This is a genomic window from Paenibacillus rhizosphaerae, assembly GCF_014192015.1.
Classification (GTDB): domain Bacteria; phylum Bacillota; class Bacilli; order Paenibacillales; family Paenibacillaceae; genus Paenibacillus_AQ; species Paenibacillus_AQ rhizosphaerae.
The window spans coordinates 591,507-612,290 of the sequence record NZ_JACHXJ010000004.1 but is presented as its reverse complement, the minus strand read 5'-3'; the positions used below and the strand labels follow the sequence as shown (position 1 = coordinate 612,290).

The following is a 20,784-nucleotide window of genomic DNA, read 5'->3' as shown; positions in this document are numbered from 1 at the left end:
GTTTGCTTTGGGCATTGAGTGTTCATTTTCGCTTGAATTAAGGGGGAATGATGAATCGACAGTGTGTGGCATATCAGCAACATGGATTTGACGCTCCGGCTGCTGTTATCGGTCGCCATGGGCGGATTGATCGGCATGGAACGCGAATGGAACAATCACGCCGCCGGCTTCCGGACCCATATCCTGGTCTGTCTCGGCTCGGCGTCCATCATGATCCTGTCCATGTACGGCTTTGAAGCCTTCGTGGACGAAACGAACGTCCGCCTGGATCCGGCGCGGCTTGCTGCGCAGGTGATCAGCGGAATCGGCTTTCTCGGTGCAGGAGCCATTCTCCGTTCGGGACAGACGGTATCCGGACTGACGACCGCCGCTTCGGTGTGGGTCGTGGCCGCGATCGGACTGTCGATCGGCGCCGGATTTATCTACTCGGCTCTCCTGACAACCGGTCTTGCTTTTATCAGCCTGTTTGCCCTGAACAAATGGGAAAAGCTCATCATGCACCGCAAGAGGAACTTCGACTTCCTCATCCGGGTGCCCGACAAGCCGGGCATGCTCGTGACGGTCGCCAGCGAGCTGGATGTGCTCGGCATCAAGATCAACAATATCGAAATCCGCACGCCCGACGGGCTGGCGGACGCCATGGTCGAACTGAAATTCCATATCCGCTCCCCAAATCCGATGCAGGTGGTTGCCGCCATGGACAAATTATCTTCCCTGCCCGACGTGCTTGGCATTGAATCGTCGGGAATCTCCTCAGAATTCGCACAAAAATTTTCCGCAAACAACAAGTATTCCAACTTCAAGATGTAATGAAATGAACAGACGGCAAGCCTGACAAACGGGCAAAAGTGAACAAATGTAAGCAAACGCATAGGCGATTTGGCGGAAAGGATGGTTATATTGCTGGCAGCTGAACGAAAAATGAGAATCGTCGAATTTGTCAGACAGCATCGGTCGGCTTCTGTCGGCACGTTAGCCAAGGAATTCGGCGTTCATGAAGCGACGATCCGGCGCGACCTGGCCGAGGTCGAGCAGGAAGGGCTTCTGAAACGGACGCACGGCGGCGTTATTGTGGAGCAGCTTACGCATCACGAGCCTTCGTTCAACGAAAGATCGGGCATCCAGCTCGATCAGAAGGAACGCATCGGCCAGAAGGCGGCAAGCTTGGTGGAAGACGGAGATCACATTATTTTGGACTCCGGCACGACCACGCTGCACATCGCCCGCAACCTGGTCCACCGCTCCAACATCACCGTCATTACCAACGACATGAACGTAGCGGCCGAGCTTCGGGACGCCCCCGGCGTCAAAGTGACGGTCACCGGCGGGGAGCTGTATCCGTCCAGCTTCATGCTAAACGGCATGTTTACGGATTACGTGCTGCGGTCGGTACACGTATCCAAAGCTTTTATCGCGACTACCGCAATACATCCCAAGTACGGCCTTACGCTTCCGGAAGCCCAACTGGTCGTGGCCAAACAAGGCATGATTGCGGCAGCCCAGGAAGTCATCGTCGTCGCCGACGAAACGAAGATCGGCAAAATCTCGCTGTACAACGTCGCGCAGAGCAGCGCGATCCATACCCTGATCACAGGCAAGGAAGTTGCGGATTACGACATTAAGCAGTTTCAGGACGCCGGCATTCAAATTTTAACCGTCTGACGAGACTCGGCTCCCTTAACGGGAGCTGACGGTGGCCTTCGTCCCGGACGAATGAAAAGAAATTTTAAAATCCTAAAAACCAAATAACGCTCACATGGAGGTGTTCCCTGATTTGAGTACGATTACGCAAACGGTGGACTCCCGGTCGCTCCGGCTCACCCATCCCCACCATGTCGAAGAAATGACAATAGATCGGAACGTCGCGGAAGGATTCGTCGTCATTGAACCCACTTTGGCCAGCATCTGCCATGCCGATCTGCGGTATTTCGGAGGCCTCCGGAAACCGGAAGTCCTTGCCCGCAAGCTGCCGATGGCCCTGCTTCATGAAGGCATCGGGAAAGTCGTCGGCGGCTCCTCTAAGCTTCCAGCAGGACAACGGGTCGCCATCGTGCCGAACCTGCCGGGCTATCTGCTGAACGGCGTCAAGCACGACGAGTGCTGTCCGGCCTGCCGGGGAGACATTCCGGAGAACTACTGCTACAACGGCAAGTTTCTTGGGAGTACGATTGACGGTATCGCGCAGAGCCGGCTCGTCATTCCGGAGGCATGCGCCATTCCGATCCCGGATTCAATTCCGGACGACATTGCCGTGCTGGCCGAGCTGTGCAGCGTATCCTACCGGGCGATCCGCCCCGTGGCCGATCTGCTGGACAGCGCACAGGTCGCCGTATTCGGAGACGGCCCGGTCGGCTTCCTGACCGCCGCCATGCTCCATTACGCCTTCGGCGTCAGCACCGAGCGCCTGACGGTATTCGGCGCCATCCAGGAGAAGCTGGAGCATTTCACATTTGCCCGGACCGAAATGGTGCAGGAATACGATTTTCAAGGCGGGTGGAAGGTTGATGTCGTGCTGGAATGCACGGGCGGAAGATTTAGTGAAAGCGCCATCAATCAAGGCATCGACTTACTTCTGCCTGGAGGCCATCTGATCGCCATGGGCGTCAGCGAGGATCTTGTCCCTATCAATACGCGGGATATGCTGGAGAAAGGCATTACGATCCACGGCAGCAGCCGCAGCTCGCACAGCGATTTTCGGAAGGTGCTTGAAGTGATGAAGCAGGAGGAATGTCAGGAGACGCTCCGGCAATTGGTGCCGGATGATTATATCCCGGTGAGCAAGGCAGAAGACTTTGCGGGCGCAATGGAATCTGCCCTGGCTCACAGAGACTGGAAAAAGATGTACCTCGATTTTCGCTGGTGAGAGAGCGAAAATCATGTTCAATAGTGTACCACACAAGCGGATTGAAGTAAAAACGGCAGGAGGATGCCCAGGCATTCCTCCCTCCGGTCTTCATCTTATGTAAGCGCTTGCCGTGGACGATGAACCCAAACAACACATAGCATCCGCTGGTGAAGGAGGAATCCGTGTGGCATCCATTGAGTTGGTCGATGTAACCCAATCTTTTGACAAAAACACCATCATCCCCCGTCTGAACCTAAAGATCGAAGACGGCAAATTCACCGTCCTGGTCGGTCCTTCGGGCTGCGGCAAGACCACCCTGCTCCGCATGATCGCCGGACTCGACCGCCAGACTTCAGGGTCGGTCCTGATTGGCGGCAGCGATGTATCCACCATTGCCCCGGGCCAAAGAGGCGTAGCGATGGTGTTTCAGAACTACGCCATTTATCCGACGATGTCCGTGCGCGAGAATATCGAATTCGGCCTAAAAAACAACAAAGTACCCAAGGAGGAACGGACACGGCTCGTGGAAAGCATCAGTGAGACGGTCGGGCTCCGGCCGTACCTCGACCGCAAGCCCTCCACCCTTTCGGGCGGCCAGCGGCAGCGGGTGGCGCTCGCGCGGGCGATGGTCAAGAAACCTTCGGTGTTCCTGATGGACGAGCCCCTGTCCAACCTGGATGCCAAGCTCCGGGTGCAGATGCGCGTCGAGCTTATCGAGCTGCACAAGAAGCTGGGCTCCACCTTCGTCTACGTTACGCACGATCAGGTTGAAGCCATGTCTATGGCAGATACCATCGTGCTGATGAATCAGGGGGAGATCCAGCAGGAAGCTTCGCCGGCTGAAATTTACCGCGAACCGGATAACCTGTTTGCCGCGCAGTTTATCGGGGTCCCTCCGATGAACGTCGGCGACATGGGGCAGGACGGAGTCCGCTTTGGCTTTCGCCCGGAGCACGGGCTGCTGTCCACCGAGCCGGCGGATGCCCATTTTACGGCTAAAGGCGTCATCTCCACCCGAGAAATGCTCGGCTCAGAGACCATCTACCAGGTCCGTACCCGGGATCATTCCTTTATGATCAAATGCACCGAAGACCTGTTCAGCGTGGACCAGGACATCTATCTCTCCGTGGACGAATCCAAGCTCTTTCTCTTCGGAGCGGATGAAAAGCGGATTTACCGCGATGACCAACGGCATAACACCTACCTTCATGCGCTAAGGGGACGTTTCCAATGAACCGGCGCAGAGTATGGGAGACGACCAGGCCGTACGCGCTCATTTTGCCGGCGATGATCGCCTTGTTCCTGTTCGTGGTCTACCCGGTCTTTTACCTCATTAAATTAAGCCTGTATAAATACAACCTGCTCAATAAGGACAAAAGCAAGTTCATCGGTCTCGACAACTACCGGGAAATCTTCACCCGGGACGATTTCTATCACGCTCTGGCCAACACCGCCATCTACACCGTCGGTGTTGTGCTCTGCACCATGCTGTTCTCGCTCGGCGTGGCCGTATGGCTGCGCAAACGGTCGCGGTTCAACGCCATTCTGCAGGCCGGCCTGTTTACGCCGCATATCATTTCGATCGTCTCCATCGCGCTTGTCTGGATGTGGCTGATGGAGCCGGGACACGGTCTGCTCAATTATGTACTGAAGGCCTTCGGACTTCCAGGATCGCCCTGGCTGCAGAGCTCCAGCACTTCCATGATCTCCGTGATCCTGGTCTCGGTGTGGCACAGCATCGGCTATTACGCCCTCATTATGGTGGCGGCGCTGCAGAGCATTCCCCCGACCATCTACGAAGCCGCTGCGCTGGACAATGCCAGCAGGTTCAAGGTGTTCTGGAAGATTACGCTGCCGCTGATCTCGCCGCAGTTGTTTTTCATCCTCGTCATCATGACGATCGGCTCCTTCAAGGTGTTCGATACAGTCAAAATCATGACCGGGGGCGGCCCCAACGGCTCGACGACGACGCTCGTGTACTACATCTACGAATTCAGAACGACCAGCATCGGCTTCGCTTCGGCCACCGGCGTCGTGCTGATGGCGATTATCGCGGTGCTGACCTTTGTTTACTTCAAAGTCCTTGCCCAGCGGATTCATTACCAATGAGCCGCGCCATGGGCAGACAACAACCTGAGGGGGTGCTTTTCCCGTGCTGATCCAGGAAAAGAAACAAGTCGGCGGGAAGCTGCGTTACCGGATCCGGGACCATGCGTCCCTACGGCTTCTGAGACGGCTTTTGGGCTTCGTGGCCAAGCTCGCCGTGCTGATCGTGTTTATTTTTCCATTCCTGTGGATGATATCCACATCGCTGCAGACCTTTGAGGAGACGCTGGCCTTTCCGCCGACGTGGATTCCCGCCGCGCCGCGGTGGCATAACTTTGCCGAGGCCATGAGGTCGGCTCCCTTCGTGACCTATGCGAAGAACTCGGTCATCATCACCGTCTCCGTCATCGTGCTGCAAATGATCGTCATGATCCCGGCGGCGTACGCTTTCGCCAAATACCGCTTTTGGGGCCGGAACCTGCTGTTCGGCATCGTGCTGCTCGCCTTCATGATTCCCGGGCAGGTGACGTTCATTCCCGTCTACCTGATGATGGCGGACTGGGGCATCAACAACACCCTTCTGCCCCAGATCATTCCGTTCATGGCCAATGCCTTCGGGATTTTCCTGCTCCGCCAGTACTTTATGCAAATCCCGCAGGAGATCATCGAGTCCGCGCGGCTGGACAATGCCAGCGAGTTCAAAATCATGCAGAAGATCATGATTCCCATGGCCGTTCCCGCTCTGGCCACCGTCGCCTTGTTCAGCTTCGTGAGCCATTGGAACGACTACTTCTGGCCGCTCGTCGTCACCGACTCGACCGCCGTCCGGCCGCTGACGATCGGGATCGCCATGCTCCGGGAATCGGAGGGCGTATCCAACTGGCACATCATCATGGCGGGCAACGTTGTGCTTGTCCTGCCGATTCTGATCGTATATCTGTTTGCTTCCAAGCAGATCGTCAAGGCTTTTGTATACTCCGGTATTAAATAAACTGTCGCTATAACGATTTAAATCACCTGAAAATGGAGGAGTTTCTGTGAAGAACAAGTTCCCATTCATCGCGCTGACACTGGCGCTGATCATGACTTTATTGGCAGGATGCGGCGGAGGCGGAAGCGGGTCCGAAGGCGAAACGGCAGGCACGGACAGCAAGGCCGCTTCGGGAGAGGCATCCAGCGATTCCGGTAATTCCGGCTCCGGCAAAGAGACGATCCAGTTCTGGCACTCGATCGGCGGCAAGAACGGGGAGTTTCTGGACGCAATGATCAAGCGGTTCAACAGCTCCCAGGACAAAGTCGAGGTCGTCGGAACGTTCCAGGGCAGCTACCAGGAAACGGTAACCAAGCTGCAGCAGGCCGTTGCGGCCAAGACCGCGCCGGACGTGACGATGCTTGAGCGTTCCAACGTGCAGCTGTTTGCAGACGCGGAAGTTCTGGAGGACCTGGCCCCCTATATGGAAAAGTCCGGCCTCAGCAAGGACGATTTTGAGGAAGGGCTGATGGGGCATTCCTATTTTAACGATAAGCTGGTCTCCCTTCCTTTTAACCGTTCTACGCCGGTGATGCACATCAACAAGTCGATGCTGGACGAAAAAGGCCTGTCCATCCCAACGACTTGGGACGAATTGAAAAAAACGGCCGAAGCGCTGGTCGTGAAGGAAAACGGTGAGGTAAAGCGCTACGGGCTGACGATGCCGTATGATACCTGGTATCCCATCGCCATGATTACGCAGGCCGGAGGCAAGTTCTTCAATGATGAAGGGACGTCCGTCGGCTATACGACCGAAGCGTCCAAAACCTTCAAATATCTGAAGGAGCTGCAAAATGCCGGTGCCCTCTACTATCCGCCAAGCCAGGACTCCGGCAACATTACGAACCAGATGTTTACCAGCGGCAAGGTAGGGATTCTTTTCCAATCGACCGGTTCGATCTCCGGCCTGACCCAAGGTGCGAAGTTCGATTACGTGACGGCATTTCTTCCGCAGGATAAGCAGTTCGCTACTCCTACCGGGGGAGGCAACGTGGCCATGATGGCGGCTTCCAAGCATAAGGATGGGGCGTGGGAGTTCATGCACTGGCTGATGACCAGTCCGGAAGGCGCCCAGCAGTTCGTCATCGATACGGGCTATCTGCCGTTCACGAAGCAAATGGTCGAATCGGACGCCGTCAAGCAGTTGTGGGAGAAGGAGCCGAACCGGAAGGTGGCCTTCGAACAGCTCCAGTACGCCGTTGATACGAACAAGAGCGTCCAATGGCCGCAGGTCGAGCAGGAGTTTAACAAAGCGATCCAGGCGATCATGTACGATAACAAGGACGTCGATGCCACGCTGAACAGCTACAAGGAAGAAGTGGACCGGATCTTGAAAAATTAACGTGATCCCATTCCCGCCAATAACAAGGAGGTACACTGCCATATGCTAGAACATTTGCAGCAGCTGCAGTCCATCGTGGTGTCCGGACATCGCGGCTGGAAGTCCGCTTATCCGGAAAATACGCTTTTGTCGTTTCAACAAGCGCTGGATCTCGGCGTCGATATGCTGGAGCTGGACCTGCGCATGACCCGCGACGACGTCGTGGTAGTTATCCATGACGCCACCGTCGACCGGACGACGGACGGGTCGGGTCCGGTCGGCGATTATACGCTGGAGGAGCTGAAGCGTCTGGACGCCGGCGGCTGGTTCGGCAAGGTGTTCGAGGGACTCAAAGTTCCGACCTTCGAGGAATTCTGCGAGCTGATCGCCTCCTATCCGGACGTCCTGCTGAACGTGGAGATCAAACCGGACGAACGGGCTCTGGAAACCGCGGACGCCGCCATTGTCCAGCTCGCATCTAGGGGGGAACTTCACCGGTGCGTGTTTACCAGCTTTGACGCCACGGTTCTAGCGCATATCCACGACAAGCATGGCCTTAAGACGCAGGGCTTTCCCGGTGAGCAGATGCACAACTATGTTCCGGGTCCCGAAGGGACAATTTCGAAAATGTGGGCGGTGGGGCTCAGCATGAAGCTGCTGACGCCTGCCCGGGTGAAGGAATACGAAGATCTGGGCATTCTGCCGTGGTGCTACTGCCCGGACGACGACCAGCAGGTCTACTACGCGCTTGGCTGCGGTTCCCTGCTGATGACAGTGAACAACCCGCTTCCGGCGATGCGGATTCGGGAACAGATGGATCTCTCACCTGCAAGTTTCATGCCGCAGCCGTGAATGTCCGGTTTCATCCCAACCCTTGATTGGAGGATTGATGTCCATGGATCATTCGAAAATTGACAGCCGCTCAGCCGTGCGGGGATTGGCCCGCCGCACACTCATGAAATTAACGGCAGGCTTCCTGATCGCCGCCCTCCTGCCTCTCTCCGCTTCCGGCGCCCATGCGCAGCCGTCGCCGCTGAAGTCCAAAATGTTCGACCTGTCGCAGGAGGCGAAGGAAGTGATCCGCGAGAAGCCGCTGCACAACGGGACCGTGCTTCAGTCCTTTGCCATCGATAATGCGAACGGGCGGATTTATACCGTTCAGCTCATGGCCGGCGGACAGCAGCTCCCCGGCGAAACGGCGCCGGTAAGCGGAGCCGCCCGCTCCAGCAGCGGCGATCTGGCCCTAACCCAGCTGGATATGAACGGAAACGAGCTGGGGCACATGTTCCTGAAGGGATTTGGCCACGGCGTGCAGATCGGCGTGGAGGCGGACGGGTCGCAGGCCTACTTATGGACGGAGACCGACTCGGTAACGGAGTCGGGCAGCGGCTGGGGAACGCAGCTGACCCGGTTCGCCTTCCAGGACGGCGCCATCCTGACGCCGGCGTCGCCGGAACTGGAGAAGTACCGGCTGATTCCCGGTGCCGACCGGACGACGGTCCATATCGACCAGGCGAATGGACTGCTGACGATGCGTTACCGTCTGAACGGAGCCTTCCATTTTGGCGTCTTTGAGCTGGAGAAAGTTAAGCAGCATAGCTACGAGCCGGTGGCGGACGTCCTCCAGCCTTCCCTTGGCACGTTCCAAGGCTTCGCCTCCTATGGCGGTTACCTGTATCTCCTGGAGGGCAGCGCCTACGGTTCGGCCGGATCAGTAGAGGGCACCGGCAATACGTACATCACCGTCGTGAAGCTGAGTACCGGGGAGGTCGTGGACCGGCAGCTGATTCTTACCGCTCCGGAGCTGACTTACCGGGAGCCTGAGGGGATGTCAATCCGGATTCCGGACATCAGGCATCCACAGAAGGCCGAGCTGTGCTTTGGCTTTGCGTCCGCCTTTACGCCTAACCGGCTCGCCAGCATCTACGCGTTTGACCGACTCCTGCCAGAGCAGGCGCTACAGGATTAAAGTTAAAATGAGGAAGGCGGCCGTGTATGGCCGCCTTTTTCTATGAAGCTTGTATTCCTGGGTATGCTCTAAGGACGATTCAACAAGAAGCTTATGCCTACAATGGGGCAACAGTAATTTCAATTGTTCAAAGCGGCGATGTCTAGCCCGCGAAGGCTTGCCTGATCGGCAATCATGTCGATCTCGGTGATCTTGCCATCCACAACCGTAAATTCGAGAATGAAGATCGGTTGATCCACTTGACCCGCGATGACGCCTGCCGATCCGTTCACAAGCACCGTCTTCATGCCACGGGCACGAGCGGCAAATTGATTGGCTTGCTTGGCCACGGCCTCCGAACCGTGAACAACCGGCACACTGGCGACTGGCGCGAATGCAGGGTCGTTTCGGAGTACGACATTCGGGTCCAATACCGAGAGCAGTTTCTCAAAGTCTCCGTTGCGCGACGCGGCGAGGAATGCATCCACAAGCTCCCTTTTTCGCTGAAGCTCCGCAATTTCCGAAGTCGACCCGGCACCCTTGACACGGCGACGTGCGCGGCTCGCAAGCTGTCTTGCCGCGGCCTCGTTACACCCAATAATGAGAGCGATCTCCGAGAAAGACAAGGCGAATATATCGTGAAGCACGAACGCAATGCGTTCAGCAGGTTTCAATTTCTCGAGGACAACGAGCATCGCAAGACCGACGGAGTCAGCCATCAGCGCTTCGTGCTCGGGATCGCCTCCGACTTGTTGACCTGTAACCGGTTCAGGTGCGCTAGCCGTCACAAGCTCTTCACGCCGCGACTTGCGTGATCGAAGCATATCCAGACAAACCCTCGATACGATGGTTGTCAGCCATCCTCCCATATTTTCTACTTCGCCTGTATCTGAGCGGACAAGACGGATCCATGACTCCTGTACAGCGTCATCTGCTTCGCTCCGTGATCCGAGCATCCGGTAAGCTACCGCCTGCAAATGATTCCGATGCGCCTCGAATTGTTCAACAAGTCAGGTGTGATCGTTCATAGGCCACAATCCCTCTCTTCGTTTCTTTTTAATTTACTTATTTGTCGTAAGAAATTCTGTAAATGTGACGAAGTTGATCAAAAAAACTTTTTCCGATCCATCGGTCACGTTTTCTCATGCGTTTACGACATAGTTAGTGACAAGGGAAACCGGTCAATAGGTGATGCGCCCATTGGTGTCCCGGAAATTATGAACAAGGAGGGATTTAAAAGTGGCACGCGCCAATGAATGGCCCTGTCATAGCAGACACTTGACTGTTTGTCGTCCCTGCACAATGATCGATAGCCCGGAAGGCAAAAGTCAACACGGGTTCTAAATCATCGTCGTCTTTAGGTCCTTAAATCAAATTCTAAATTGGAGGAGTAAAAATGAAATCGGTATCCCCGTTGGTAATCGTAGACAATTGTGATGAAGCATTAAAGTTCTATCAAGAAGTGTTGGACGGAGAAGTAAAGATCCTCAACAAAAATGAAGACAAAGCCACGTTCGCTCATTTTCAGTTAGACCATTCTTTGATTCAATTTGCGGACTCTGCGACCGCGGGTTATCCGGTTGCCCGTGGCGGGAATCATCGAATCTACCTGCAGTTCGATCATGAAGAGGAAATCAAGAAGGTATACGAAGCATTTCAGACTGACGGAAAAGTGGATTCTGAACTGCAAAAGACCTTTTTTGGCGCATTTCTTGCTGTATTAACTGATAAGTTCGGAGTAAATTGGAACCTCGTTTATTCTTTTGCAAAATAACAGTTCCGGATGATGATAGACTGCTGCTTGAAAGCGAACTGTATTTCTGCACCATAGAAGGCTATGTACATCCTTCTATATGAGAAATGTACAAAGAAGCATTCACAAAGGATGCTCAAGACTGTCGGGAATGTCTCGACAGTCTTTCCCATTGCTCTATTATAGACCCGCCACCGCCGGGTTTCACCGTGAAACTGGAGTTCATGTTCAAGAACCGAAAAACCACCGATTGCTAGGCTCCCAACCTAATTCCGGTGGTTTTTCTTGTTATGCCGCGCTTGCTTCCAGGCACTGACCAAAGTTTTCAGGCCAGTAATAATACCGACCAGCTTCAGCAGTCTCTCATTTCACATTAAAAAAGCATTGATGGTTCTCTCTTCCGAGATATAATCTGATTTAACAGCCCCAGCTTGCAAACATATTCCCCAGCTCCCTGAACACTCCACCGATTTGTGCCGCTTACTGATCACAATCAGCCCTTTTGTTGATGGCGTTTCGAAGGGTAAAAACTATAATGTACACATAAGCTCCAAAAAAGGAGGCAGCGATCATGCAACCTCAGGTATTGATTGTCGGCGCCGGTCCGACCGGTCTGGTATTGGCTCTGGCCCTGGAGAAGCAGGGAATCCCTTTTCGGATCATCGATCAACGCTCCGGACCGGGAGAAGCCTCCAGAGCCATGGTCGTTCATGCCAGAACCCTGGAGTTCTACCGGCAGTTCGGCATAGCGGATTCATTTGTGCAGCGCGGCATCCCGATGCATACCGCCCAAATTATGAAGAATGGAAAGCTCAAAGGAACCATCAACTTTGGTGATTTTGGAGAAGAAATCAGTCCTTATCCCTTTGTACTCAGCCTGCCCCAGGACGAGCATGAAGCCCTCCTCATCGAGCATCTCCGTTCCAAAGGAATCCCTGTGGAATGGAATACCGAACTCGTTTCCCTTCAGGAAGAGGCTGAGACGGTGCACGCCGTTACGACCCGGCAAGGGCTCCAAGAGGAACAGGCGTATGCCTATATTTGCGGATGCGATGGCGCACATAGTACGGTCCGCAAGGAGATGGAACTGGAGTTTCCCGGGGGAACGTATGAACAGATGTTTTTTGTGGCTGATGTGGGGAGCAAAGCGCCCGTGACAAACGTGACCATGAACTTTTTTGAAGAAGGATTCTGTCTGGTCTTCCCGATCCGCACGAGCGGACAGGTCCGGCTCATCGGACTGATTCCGCCTAAGATCCTGAATCAGGGAGTGCCCGCGGATCTGGAGCCTCTGATTCCTTATGTGGAGCGAAATACAGCAGTTAAGGTCAGCCAGGTAAACTGGTATTCGACTTATAAAAGCCACCACCGGGTATGCGAGCACTTCCGCAAGGGACGGGTCTTTATCGCCGGGGACGCGGCCCATGTGCACAGCCCGGTCGGAGGGCAAGGCATGAATACCGGTATTGGGGACGCCGTGAATCTGGGCTGGAAGCTTGCCGCGGTGCTTCTGGACAAAGCGGACGCCGGCATTCTCGATTCTTACGAGACGGAGCGGATTGCTTTTGCCCGGACGCTCGTGGCCACCACAGACCGGTTGTTCCAATCGATCGTGGGTGGCGGAATCATGACGTCCCTGGTTCAGGACATGGTCATTCCCCATATCGTCCCCCTGCTTCTGGACGTCCCGCCTATACGAAAAATGGCCTTCCAACGGCTGTCGCAAACGCAGATCCGTTACCGGGACAGCATGCTGAGCAGCGGTGCTTCCGGTTCCGTTCACGGCGGCGACCGTCTGCCCTGGATTCAGACCGCCCATGAGGATAACTTCGCTCCGCTGCAATCCATCGATTGGCAGCTGCATGTGTATGGCCAGGCAACGCAAAGTCTGCGCCGGCTCAGCGAAACGACAGGCATCCCCTTGCATGAAATGGGATGGACGCCATCCATGAAAAAAGCCGGCATGCACGCCGATTCGGCTTTTTTGGTCAGACCGGATGGATACGTTGCATTGGCAGAACCGAATCAGGATACCGTTGCGATTCAGGCATACCTCGATCGCTTTCATATCGCTCCGTTTACAAACCAAAAGAGCTGACGCAAGCGTCGGCTCTTTTGAGTTGTTGCGATTTGGATTGTATCCGCAGCAATCGCTGCAGCTATAAACCCGCCATACCTTATCTAACGTTAGATACCAGCAGTCACCTTATGTTTCGACGCCGCTATCCGCTTATTCAGCTCCTCCAAAAACAGATCCTCGTTGATAGGAAGCTCCACGGTTTCGCCGGTCCAGCTGGACAGATGCATCGCATTGGACAGCATTAAGCTGTTGATGCCCTCCTCACCGTCAGCGATCAGCGGCGTGCCGTCCAGGACGGCCTTGGCAAACGAAGCGATGACGCCCGTATGCTGGCTGTTGTCACCCTGCGTCTCGATGACGGACACCTCCACGGGAGGCTTGGCAAAACCGTCCTTCGTTGTAAAGCAGTATTCCCGCTCGTTCTGGCTCAGCTTATGCAGCGTCAGCGTATTGTTTTCGCAAACCAGCTTGCCCATTTCCAGCGTAATTTCCAGACGGTTCGTTCCTGGCAGGTCTGCCGTTGTCGTGACGAATACGCCCGTGGCTCCGTTCGGGAATTCCATATATGCCGTGACGTCATCCTCCACCTCGATGTTATGCCACTTGCCCTCATGGCAAAAGGCACGGACTTGAGCCGGCATGCCGCAAATCCATTGGAGGAGGTCGATGTTGTGCGGGCATTGGTTGATGAGCACGCCCCCGCCTTCTCCGGCCCAGGTAGCGCGCCAGCTTCCGGAATCATAATAGGCCTGCGACCGATACCAGTCGGTAATGATCCAGTTCACCCGCTTAATCGCGCCGAGCTCGCCGCTGTGCACGAGTTCATACATTTTCCGGTACATCGGGTTGGTCCGCTGGTTAAACATCATGCCGAAGATGCGGCCGCTTTCACGCGCCTTCTCGTTCATTTCCCGTACCTGCTTCGTATAGACGCCGGCCGGCTTTTCGCATAAAACGTGCAGCCCTTTGGTAAAAGCCATAATGGCGAGCCTTGGATGGTCGTAGTGCGGCGTCGCAATAATCACGGCATCGCAGAGACCGCTGTCCATCAGCTCATCCGGAGTCGCAAAGTAACCGATATCGCCTTGCAGATACGTTTTGGCGTCCTCCAGCCGCTTGCCGTCCATTTCCGACACCGCGGTCAGCTCCGCCTCCGGCACGTTGCCCTTGTTTAATTTTTTGGCATGGTCCGAACCCATATTGCCCATCCCGATGACGCCGATCCGTAATTTAGACATCAAGATCCTCCATTCTCCTTAGCGGTAGCCAAGGGAAGCCAAATTGTTATAGCTCGTCTGCAGGCAGTCGAACGGACTCGTCTGGCATACATCCTGCTCGACCAGCAGATATTTCGTATTCGCTTGTTCAAGCGCTTTCAAAATCGCCGGAAAATTCATGTTCCCTTCCATGACGGGGGCCATCAGCTGCTGCGTCCCCTGAACGGCCATGTCCTTCAAATGCACGCAGTGAAGGCGGTCCTTTAACTTGCCGATCCATTCGCAAACGTCGGCGCCGGCCGCCTGTACCCAATATGTATCGAGTGTGATGCCCATTTCCTCGGGGGCGAAATCCTCCACCAGCCGCTCGATGAGGCGCTTGCCGCCGATTTTTTCGAACTCAAAATGATGGTTGTGGTACATAAACTGCTTGCCTGCCTTGGCGATCCGCCCTGCCGCTTCCCGGAAGTCTTCCGCGAAATACCCGTACCAGTCGAGACCGCGGTACTTATCAGGCATCGATCCAATGCCGATGTAATCGCAGCCCAGAATATGATGCTCCTCGATGACTTGATCCGTTTCGTTCAGAATACGGTCCGGACTCGTATGCGTCAGAGCGATTTGAAGCGACAGCTCGTCGCATATCGCGCGAAGCGTCTCGGGACGGATGGAACCGATGGCCGAAATCTGGACCGATGTATAGCCCATGGCCGCAATTTTTTGCAATGTTCGCCGAATATCCTTTTCGGTCTGGAGAAAGGATCGGACGGTATACAATTGTGCGCCTAAAATCATGAATTATGGCCCCTCCTTCAAGATTTCAAAAGTGCATTCTCCCCTTAATTATAGTCCCGGACACCGGAATCGCCATTGTAAATCGAAGCCATAACATTGCAAATATAGCGGTCATTCGGTAGACTAAACCCAACATCGCTTGAGGGGGCGAACGGATGCTGTACGCGAATATCCATACCGACTCATTGAATTTCCACCACGCGGCAGACCGGCGCAAAACGGACCAATATGCGCTGCATTGCCACCATTTTTACGAAGTGTACTATTTTATCGCCGGAGAAGTCAGCTACCTGGTCGAGGGCAAGCGCTATGTACCGGAACCGCACAGCCTGCTGCTCATCGCCCCACACGTGTTCCACGGCGTAAAAATCGAAAGCGACATCCCTTATGAAAGGATATCGCTCCATTTTGTGCCCGGATTTCTTCCGCCCGAAAACCAGTCCGCCTTATTGTCTCCCTTCCATCCCGATGACGGTCCGGCAGGGATCTATTACAAGGACGACGGTAACCGCGTCATGTTTTCCTTCTTCAAGCAGCTGATGGATGCCCGGCACGCCGATGCCGCCATCCGCGATCTGGCGCTCCGGGTCCGCCTCGAGGCGCTGCTGTCGCAGATCCTAATCCACAGCTATGTGCTGAAAGGCACCTCGGACACGCCGTCCTCCGCTCCGTCGATCCCGCGAATCATCGCTTACGTCAACGACCATATTACCGAATCGGTCTCGCTCGACGATCTGTCCGCCGCCTTTTACATCAGCAAGCATCATTTGAACAAAATGTTCCGCAGAGCGACGGGCACGACCATCGGCAATTATGTCATCCATAAACGGGTCGTAATGGCACAGAATTTGATGCTTCAGGGCCATTCCGCGAGTTCGGCGGCCGCCGCCGTCGGCTTCCATGATTATTCTTCTTTTTTCCGCGCGTATAAAAAGGTGCTGGGCTACGCTCCGTCCGCCAAACGTCATCCCATGCTGCTCCATTAAATCGCTTCACGGGTTTGCAGCAGCTTACCCCCGGGTCAGCCAGCCTTCGGGAATGACGGTCAGTTCGCCCGGTTTCCGGTACCGCTGTCCGATCTCCCGGAAGCGCTCCAGCACGTTCGCGTCCAGCAGTCCCTGCCGGTTGGGTGCTCCGTTCAACAGAAAGGTCACGTTCTGGCGGTTGCAGTCATGAACCATGTCCAGCGCCCAATCCACCGTTTTCAGCTCTCTGGCCGTATCCGTCGTTCTCCAGAACCAGGTTTTCGTTAACACGTTACAGCTTGCGCCCGGTCCCACAAATCCGTCTTCCACTTCCTGCCCTGCGGCATTCTCATAAAAAACGACGTCCGTATGATTCAGGTTGGATTCGCAGCTGATGTTCATCAGCAAGCATTGGGGCTGCAGCGACTTGACCCATGCGTCGATTTCCTCGAACGGAAGGTTCTCGTACGAAGGGCCGCCCCAATGGGCGTTCCAGCCGTCGATAATGAGGAACGGAAGCTCGCCGTAGTTCGTCAGCAGCTCCTCGAGCTGGTTTTTAATGAATTGCTTATCCTCCGGCGTGCATTTTCTCCGGCCAATTTGGTGATGCAGGTCCAGCATGGAAAAATACAGCCCCGCCTCGATCCCTTCCGCCCGGAACGCGTCCAGGTACTCCTTGACGACATCCCGCCGGCTCGTTGCGTTACGCACGCAATGCTCCGTATGCTCGGTCGGCCACAAGCTGAAGCCTTCATGATGCTTCGCGGTCAATGCCGCAAAGCTCATCCCCGCCGATTTGGCGGCCTTCGCCCACTGCGAGCAGTCCAGCTGCTCCGGGTTCCAGTCCTTCGGGTCAAAAACGAACCGGCGGGGCTCATCACCGTTCTCGTGATCGTATTCCCAATCGATGATGTCCGAATCGGCAAACTGAAACGTTGCGCTGTTGAAGTGGATAAACATCCCGAACCGCTGATTCACAAACCACTGCTGCCTTTGGATGAGTGCCTGTTGATCCATTACTCACTGCCTCCCTGACTTCGCTTAAATCATATAATATCTACCACTCTACAGGATCATCTCCCTTGATACAGCTGACAGCGGCGACTTCTTATAGTACAATTTCTACATTCATCTTTTTCGAAAAGGAGCGATAGCGATATGCTCGTCCTTGAACTCAAGGTGCCGCCGTTTCCGCTGCTGGCCGCGATCGGCCATACGGTGTGGCAGGCGGGCGTGGTGCACGCCGAGCGCCAATTCGAAGCCTATGACCTGATCGTTTGCTCCAAAGGCACGCTATATATGGAAGAGGATGGAGTTTCGTACGATATCCGGGAGGGAACGATGCTCGTCCTGGAGCCCGGCAAGTCGCACCGCGGCTGCCGTCCAACCGATCGCGAAACCGAGGTGTATTGGATCCATTTCGAATACCCCGCGGCCGAACAGCCGGTTCTGACCGAGAAAAGCCACTGGCAGCAGCCGCTGCTGAACCGGTCGGATCAGGATACCCAGGCCCGGCCGGGCATGGTGGACATTCCCAAATTTGCTGAGGTGGATTTGCGCACGATGGTGCCGATCCTGCAGGACATGCTGAAAGTGCACGGCATGCTTACGCCTTACGGGGTCTACGAACTGCATATGTTATTCGGCAAGTTCCTGATCGAGCTGCAGGGAAGCATGAGAAAAGGCAGTCCGCATGCCCGCTCGTTTTTCCTTGGCGAGCAGGTCGCAGCCTATTTGGCGGACAACCTTGAGGCTCCCTTTGACTCGGCCGGCATGGAGCGCGACCTGCATTACCATTTCGATTATTTGGCGCGCTGCCTGAAACAGTATTCGGGGATGAGCCCGCTGCAATACCGGCACCATCTGCAAATGGAGCGGGCCAAGCGGCTGCTGGCGCATTCGGAGCTGCCCCTGGTCAAAGTCGCCGAACAATGCGGATTCCGGGACAACAACTATTTTACGCGTCTGTTTAAACGCCAAACCTCGTTCACTCCCGGCGAGTACAGGAAACGGTATCAGGTGTTCCGGACGGATTGAAATATTGGCTTGGTTTGATATACTAAATAAAAGCTGCACGCGGCTTGTGTGCACATTTCATAGAACGTAACGAGAATCGGAGAAAAACAATGCCGAAGGACCCATCAAGATTGTTATATCAAATGATTAAGGACGACATTCTTGCCAGAATTGAAAATCATCAGTTTGAATACGATAAGCCGATCTGTACGGAAAAAAGCCTGTCCGAGCAGTACGGCGTCAGCCGCATTACCTCCAAGCGGGCCATCGAGGATTTGGAGCAGGCCGGCATCCTGTACCGCAAGCGCGGGGTGGGGAGCTTCGTGCGGCGCATTCCGCTATCCGCCCAGCCGGCAAGCTCCGACACTTCCCTTCCGGACGGGCTGCCTCCGGGGAGAACCATCCCGGTCATCCTGCCTTTCGCTGTCAACCAGGGCGGCTTCTTCCGGATCGTTGAGGCGGCTGCCGCACGGCTGGACGGTGCCAACGTTCATTTGGCGATCCATATTTGCGAGCCGGATCCGGATAAGATGAGAATCCTGCTGCTCCGGCTTCTGGCTCAAGACGCGGATGCCCTCGTGCTGTATCCGGCGGGCAACGAACTGCATCTGGACGTGCTCAGGAAGTTTACGGAGCAGGGCAAGCAGGTCATCATCCTGGACAAGCCGCATGATATTCCTTATTTAAGCAGCGTGGTCTGCGACAATTTCGGGGGCAGCTACCAGCTGACCCGGCATCTGATCGATTACGGTCACCGCCGGATCGCCTACGTCTCCCGCTTCTCGCCCCGTGACATGTCCAGCTTGTCCGAACGCTTCAGCGGGTTTACGAAATGCATGAACGACCACGGACTCGAAGTGGTCTCCGAGTACGTCAAATTTAATGTGACGCCCGATTACCATATGCTGAAGCATATCATCAACGGGTTTTACCGGTCGGGCGTCACTGCCATCGAGTGCGAGAACGACGAGGTCGCCTTTAACGTGTACATGTGCTGTCTCGGCTTGTCCATCCGGGTCCCGGAGCAGATGAACATTACCGGCTTCGACAATATCGAGTGGGCGGTGACCGGCAGCGCACAAATCACCACCATCGACCAAAATTTCGGCGTCATCGGCGAAACGATCGCCGATCTCATTCTGAACGGAGACCGTCACCCCGTCATCACGACCGTCCCTGTAAGCCTCGTCCCCAGGGCCTCGACCGGGCCTGCGGCGGCGGATTAACGAAAGGAAGACTGCGTCCAGGAGACGTGGTTTCCCAAATCCCGAAACACCAAAAAGGCCCCTGCCGCCGGTAAGCTTGCCAGCTTGACCGGTGAACAGGGGCTGCTTGTTTAAGCTAAGCCCAAATTTCTTATTCCTGGAATCGGCTGACCGATAGTCCGCCTACCGCAATGCGGCCGTGCCCGCCCGCCAGCCGGACGGTATTCTGCGCGCCGGGCTGAAGCCGGACCGTGAAAGACGCGGTGCCCTTCGCTTCCTCGCCGCTTCCCGTCCGCGGGGCATTGATCAGCGTGTAATCATGGCCGTTGACCGTTAAGTTAAGCTTGGCCAAGGCTTCGTCTGTGCCGTAATGGATGTACAGCGCGGCCCGCCCGCCGCTGCCGCCGTCGACGCCGACGAATTCGCAATAGGCACCCTCGGCGTCCAGTCCGCGGACGACCGCTTCTGCCCCGGATCCGCCCGTAACTTCGGCACCGCCCCCCGTATTGCTGACTGACGCCGCATAGTAGGCCGAAATTTCGGCTTCCGGCGCTTCACCGACAGACTTGACGCTGCTCTTCGTCTGAGCCACCGTTTGAATGGTCCCGTCTTCGTTAAAATCCAGGCGGTCGATGCATACGCTGCGCAGGTTCCCGTGTCCCGAAATGTCCTGGTTATGATAGAACAGGTACCACTGCCCTTTGTACTCCACCACCGAGCCATGCGTCGTCGAGCAGCCGGTCGGTTCCAGGAAAATGCCCTGATAAGTCCACGGACCGAGCGGATGCCGGCTTGTCGCGTATCTCATCCGGTTGTTGTCTTCCAGATTGTCTGCGTAGGTGAGGTAGTACAGCCCGTTGCGCTTGAACACCCAAGCAGCTTCATGAAAGTCCTCCAGACCCGTCATGTCCTGCATCGATCCTTTGATGGACATCATATCTTCGTTTAATTCCCCACCCTGGCATTTGCTGCCGCCGCCGTAATACATATACGCCCTGCCGTCGTCATCGACGAAGACGCAAGGGTCGATCATGGCGAATCCGCCGAGCCCTTCGATATAGCCTTGGTCGACAAAGCCGCTGGCCGGCTTATCGCTGGTCGCCACGCCGATTTTCCAGGTATCGTTCCAGTCCGATCCGCTTGGATGCGGATAATAGAAATAATACGTGCCGTTCTTGTAAGCGCAGTCGGGAGCCCACATGAATCCGCCTTCCGGGCGCCCCCAGGCCACGTCCCGCGAATGGAGAATCTCGCCTTCGTCGATCCAATTCACCAGGTCATCTGAGGAAAATACGTGGTATGCGTCCATCAGATCGCATCCCCGCGGCGGATCGATATCATGGGAGGCGTATATGTATATTCTTCCATCCTCCCACACATGGGCGGAAGGGTCCGCCGTGTAAATGCTGGTGATGACCGGATTTTGGCCAGCCGATTTGATCAAGGCTTTCGGAATTCCCTGAGTGGTCATGGCATGTTCTCCCCTCATTTGTATGATATATCATACCTTGTTATTTGATATATACCTAACCACATTTTACACGGCGCCTCCCCTTGCCGCAA

18 protein-coding genes and 1 pseudogene are annotated in these 20,784 nt (G+C 55.4%); 14 read left to right on the top strand and 5 right to left on the bottom strand.

Annotated elements, in window-relative coordinates; translation table 11 throughout:
- Positions 1–81 precede the first annotated feature (81 nt).
- The 9 genes from FHS19_RS24875 (at position 82) to FHS19_RS24835 (ending at position 9,211) form a co-directional block, all read left to right on the top strand.
- Positions 82–810, top strand: a complete 729-nt coding sequence (locus tag FHS19_RS24875; RefSeq protein WP_183584451.1) for an MgtC/SapB family protein — start codon at positions 82–84, stop codon at positions 808–810.
- A 90-nt stretch (positions 811–900) separates the two neighbouring features.
- Positions 901–1,662 carry a DeoR/GlpR family DNA-binding transcription regulator gene (locus tag FHS19_RS24870; RefSeq protein WP_183584603.1) on the top strand — a complete coding sequence of 254 codons (762 nt, stop codon included), beginning with the start codon at positions 901–903 and terminating at the stop codon, positions 1,660–1,662.
- Between the two features lie 112 nt (positions 1,663–1,774).
- A complete protein-coding gene (locus FHS19_RS24865) occupies positions 1,775–2,863 on the top strand; it encodes a zinc-binding dehydrogenase (protein ID WP_246426790.1) in 1,089 nt (362 codons plus the stop codon).
- 166 nt (positions 2,864–3,029) lie between these two features.
- Positions 3,030–4,079 carry an ABC transporter ATP-binding protein gene (locus FHS19_RS24860; RefSeq protein WP_183584449.1) on the top strand — a complete coding sequence of 350 codons (1,050 nt, stop codon included), beginning with the start codon at positions 3,030–3,032 and terminating at the stop codon, positions 4,077–4,079.
- Positions 4,076–4,954, top strand: coding sequence for a carbohydrate ABC transporter permease (locus tag FHS19_RS24855; RefSeq protein ID WP_183584448.1), 879 nt, complete (start codon positions 4,076–4,078; stop codon positions 4,952–4,954). Before FHS19_RS24860 ends, FHS19_RS24855 begins: the two co-directional genes overlap by 4 nt.
- 187 nt (positions 4,955–5,141) lie before the next feature.
- Positions 5,142–5,882 carry a carbohydrate ABC transporter permease gene (locus FHS19_RS24850; protein WP_246426822.1) on the top strand — a complete coding sequence of 247 codons (741 nt, stop codon included), beginning with the start codon at positions 5,142–5,144 and terminating at the stop codon, positions 5,880–5,882.
- Positions 5,883–5,928: 46 nt separating this feature from the next.
- Positions 5,929–7,263, top strand: a complete 1,335-nt coding sequence (locus FHS19_RS24845) for an ABC transporter substrate-binding protein (protein WP_312887326.1) — start codon at positions 5,929–5,931, stop codon at positions 7,261–7,263.
- Between the two features lie 42 nt (positions 7,264–7,305).
- On the top strand, positions 7,306–8,094 hold the full coding sequence (locus FHS19_RS24840; RefSeq protein ID WP_183584447.1) for a glycerophosphodiester phosphodiesterase family protein: 789 nt from the start codon (positions 7,306–7,308) through the stop codon (positions 8,092–8,094).
- Between the two features lie 43 nt (positions 8,095–8,137).
- Positions 8,138–9,211 carry a phage baseplate protein gene (locus tag FHS19_RS24835; RefSeq protein WP_183584446.1) on the top strand — a complete coding sequence of 358 codons (1,074 nt, stop codon included), beginning with the start codon at positions 8,138–8,140 and terminating at the stop codon, positions 9,209–9,211.
- Positions 9,212–9,330: 119 nt separating this feature from the next.
- Here FHS19_RS24835 and FHS19_RS24830 read toward each other — a convergent pair.
- A pseudogene (locus FHS19_RS24830) lies at positions 9,331–10,200 on the bottom strand (sigma-70 family RNA polymerase sigma factor); the annotation flags it as partial.
- A gap of 386 nt (positions 10,201–10,586) precedes the next feature.
- On the opposite strand from FHS19_RS24830, the gene FHS19_RS24825 reads away from it, so the two are divergent.
- Both FHS19_RS24825 and FHS19_RS24820 read left to right on the top strand, forming a co-directional pair.
- Positions 10,587–10,964 carry a VOC family protein gene (locus FHS19_RS24825; RefSeq protein WP_183584445.1) on the top strand — a complete coding sequence of 126 codons (378 nt, stop codon included), beginning with the start codon at positions 10,587–10,589 and terminating at the stop codon, positions 10,962–10,964.
- 550 nt (positions 10,965–11,514) lie between these two features.
- On the top strand, positions 11,515–13,041 hold the full coding sequence (locus FHS19_RS24820) for an FAD-dependent monooxygenase (protein WP_183584444.1): 1,527 nt from the start codon (positions 11,515–11,517) through the stop codon (positions 13,039–13,041).
- 89 nt (positions 13,042–13,130) lie between these two features.
- Here FHS19_RS24820 and FHS19_RS24815 read toward each other — a convergent pair whose 3' ends face one another.
- Together FHS19_RS24815 and FHS19_RS24810 are read right to left on the bottom strand one after the other, a co-directional pair.
- A complete protein-coding gene (locus tag FHS19_RS24815; RefSeq protein ID WP_183584443.1) occupies positions 13,131–14,261 on the bottom strand; it encodes a Gfo/Idh/MocA family protein in 1,131 nt (376 codons plus the stop codon).
- An 18-nt stretch (positions 14,262–14,279) separates the two neighbouring features.
- The gene (locus FHS19_RS24810; protein WP_183584442.1) at positions 14,280–15,035 is read right to left on the bottom strand and encodes a sugar phosphate isomerase/epimerase family protein; all 756 of its coding nucleotides are present in this window, start codon (positions 15,033–15,035) and stop codon (positions 14,280–14,282) included.
- Between the two features lie 155 nt (positions 15,036–15,190).
- Between FHS19_RS24810 and FHS19_RS24805 the strand changes: the two genes are divergently transcribed.
- On the top strand, positions 15,191–16,021 hold the full coding sequence (locus tag FHS19_RS24805; protein ID WP_183584441.1) for a helix-turn-helix transcriptional regulator: 831 nt from the start codon (positions 15,191–15,193) through the stop codon (positions 16,019–16,021).
- Positions 16,022–16,045: 24 nt separating this feature from the next.
- On the opposite strand, the gene FHS19_RS24800 is transcribed toward FHS19_RS24805, so the two are convergent.
- Positions 16,046–17,017 carry an alpha-L-fucosidase gene (locus FHS19_RS24800; protein ID WP_183584440.1) on the bottom strand — a complete coding sequence of 324 codons (972 nt, stop codon included), beginning with the start codon at positions 17,015–17,017 and terminating at the stop codon, positions 16,046–16,048.
- Positions 17,018–17,158: 141 nt separating this feature from the next.
- Here FHS19_RS24800 and FHS19_RS24795 point away from each other — a divergent pair, with 141 nt between their 5' ends.
- Together FHS19_RS24795 and FHS19_RS24790 are read left to right on the top strand one after the other, a co-directional pair.
- Entirely contained in the window at positions 17,159–18,037 is an 879-nt protein-coding gene (locus tag FHS19_RS24795; RefSeq protein WP_183584439.1) for an AraC family transcriptional regulator, read from the top strand.
- Between the two features lie 89 nt (positions 18,038–18,126).
- Entirely contained in the window at positions 18,127–19,242 is a 1,116-nt protein-coding gene (locus FHS19_RS24790) for a substrate-binding domain-containing protein (protein WP_183584438.1), read from the top strand.
- Positions 19,243–19,372: 130 nt separating this feature from the next.
- On the opposite strand, the gene FHS19_RS24785 is transcribed toward FHS19_RS24790, so the two are convergent.
- Positions 19,373–20,692, bottom strand: a complete 1,320-nt coding sequence (locus FHS19_RS24785) for a family 43 glycosylhydrolase (protein ID WP_204797580.1) — start codon at positions 20,690–20,692, stop codon at positions 19,373–19,375.
- Positions 20,693–20,784 lie beyond the last annotated feature (92 nt).

Excerpts from the sequence above, each read along its gene's own strand:
- FHS19_RS24825 (WP_183584445.1), top strand. The coding sequence starts at position 10,587 with ATGAAATCGGTATCCCCGTTGGTAATCGTAGACAATTGTGATGAAGCA.
- FHS19_RS24795 (WP_183584439.1), top strand. The coding sequence starts at position 17,159 with ATGCTCGTCCTTGAACTCAAGGTGCCGCCGTTTCCGCTGCTGGCCGCG.
- FHS19_RS24840 (WP_183584447.1), top strand. The coding sequence starts at position 7,306 with ATGCTAGAACATTTGCAGCAGCTGCAGTCCATCGTGGTGTCCGGACAT.
- FHS19_RS24810 (WP_183584442.1), bottom strand. The coding sequence starts at position 15,035 with ATGATTTTAGGCGCACAATTGTATACCGTCCGATCCTTTCTCCAGACC.
- FHS19_RS24785 (WP_204797580.1), bottom strand. The coding sequence starts at position 20,692 with ATGACCACTCAGGGAATTCCGAAAGCCTTGATCAAATCGGCTGGCCAA.
- FHS19_RS24820 (WP_183584444.1), top strand. The coding sequence starts at position 11,515 with ATGCAACCTCAGGTATTGATTGTCGGCGCCGGTCCGACCGGTCTGGTA.
- FHS19_RS24790 (WP_183584438.1), top strand. The coding sequence starts at position 18,127 with ATGCCGAAGGACCCATCAAGATTGTTATATCAAATGATTAAGGACGAC.
- FHS19_RS24835 (WP_183584446.1), top strand. The coding sequence starts at position 8,138 with ATGGATCATTCGAAAATTGACAGCCGCTCAGCCGTGCGGGGATTGGCC.
- FHS19_RS24875 (WP_183584451.1), top strand. The coding sequence starts at position 82 with ATGGATTTGACGCTCCGGCTGCTGTTATCGGTCGCCATGGGCGGATTG.
- FHS19_RS24805 (WP_183584441.1), top strand. The coding sequence starts at position 15,191 with ATGCTGTACGCGAATATCCATACCGACTCATTGAATTTCCACCACGCG.
- FHS19_RS24815 (WP_183584443.1), bottom strand. The coding sequence starts at position 14,261 with ATGTCTAAATTACGGATCGGCGTCATCGGGATGGGCAATATGGGTTCG.
- FHS19_RS24850 (WP_246426822.1), top strand. The coding sequence starts at position 5,142 with ATGATATCCACATCGCTGCAGACCTTTGAGGAGACGCTGGCCTTTCCG.
- FHS19_RS24855 (WP_183584448.1), top strand. The coding sequence starts at position 4,076 with ATGAACCGGCGCAGAGTATGGGAGACGACCAGGCCGTACGCGCTCATT.
- FHS19_RS24800 (WP_183584440.1), bottom strand. The coding sequence starts at position 17,017 with ATGGATCAACAGGCACTCATCCAAAGGCAGCAGTGGTTTGTGAATCAG.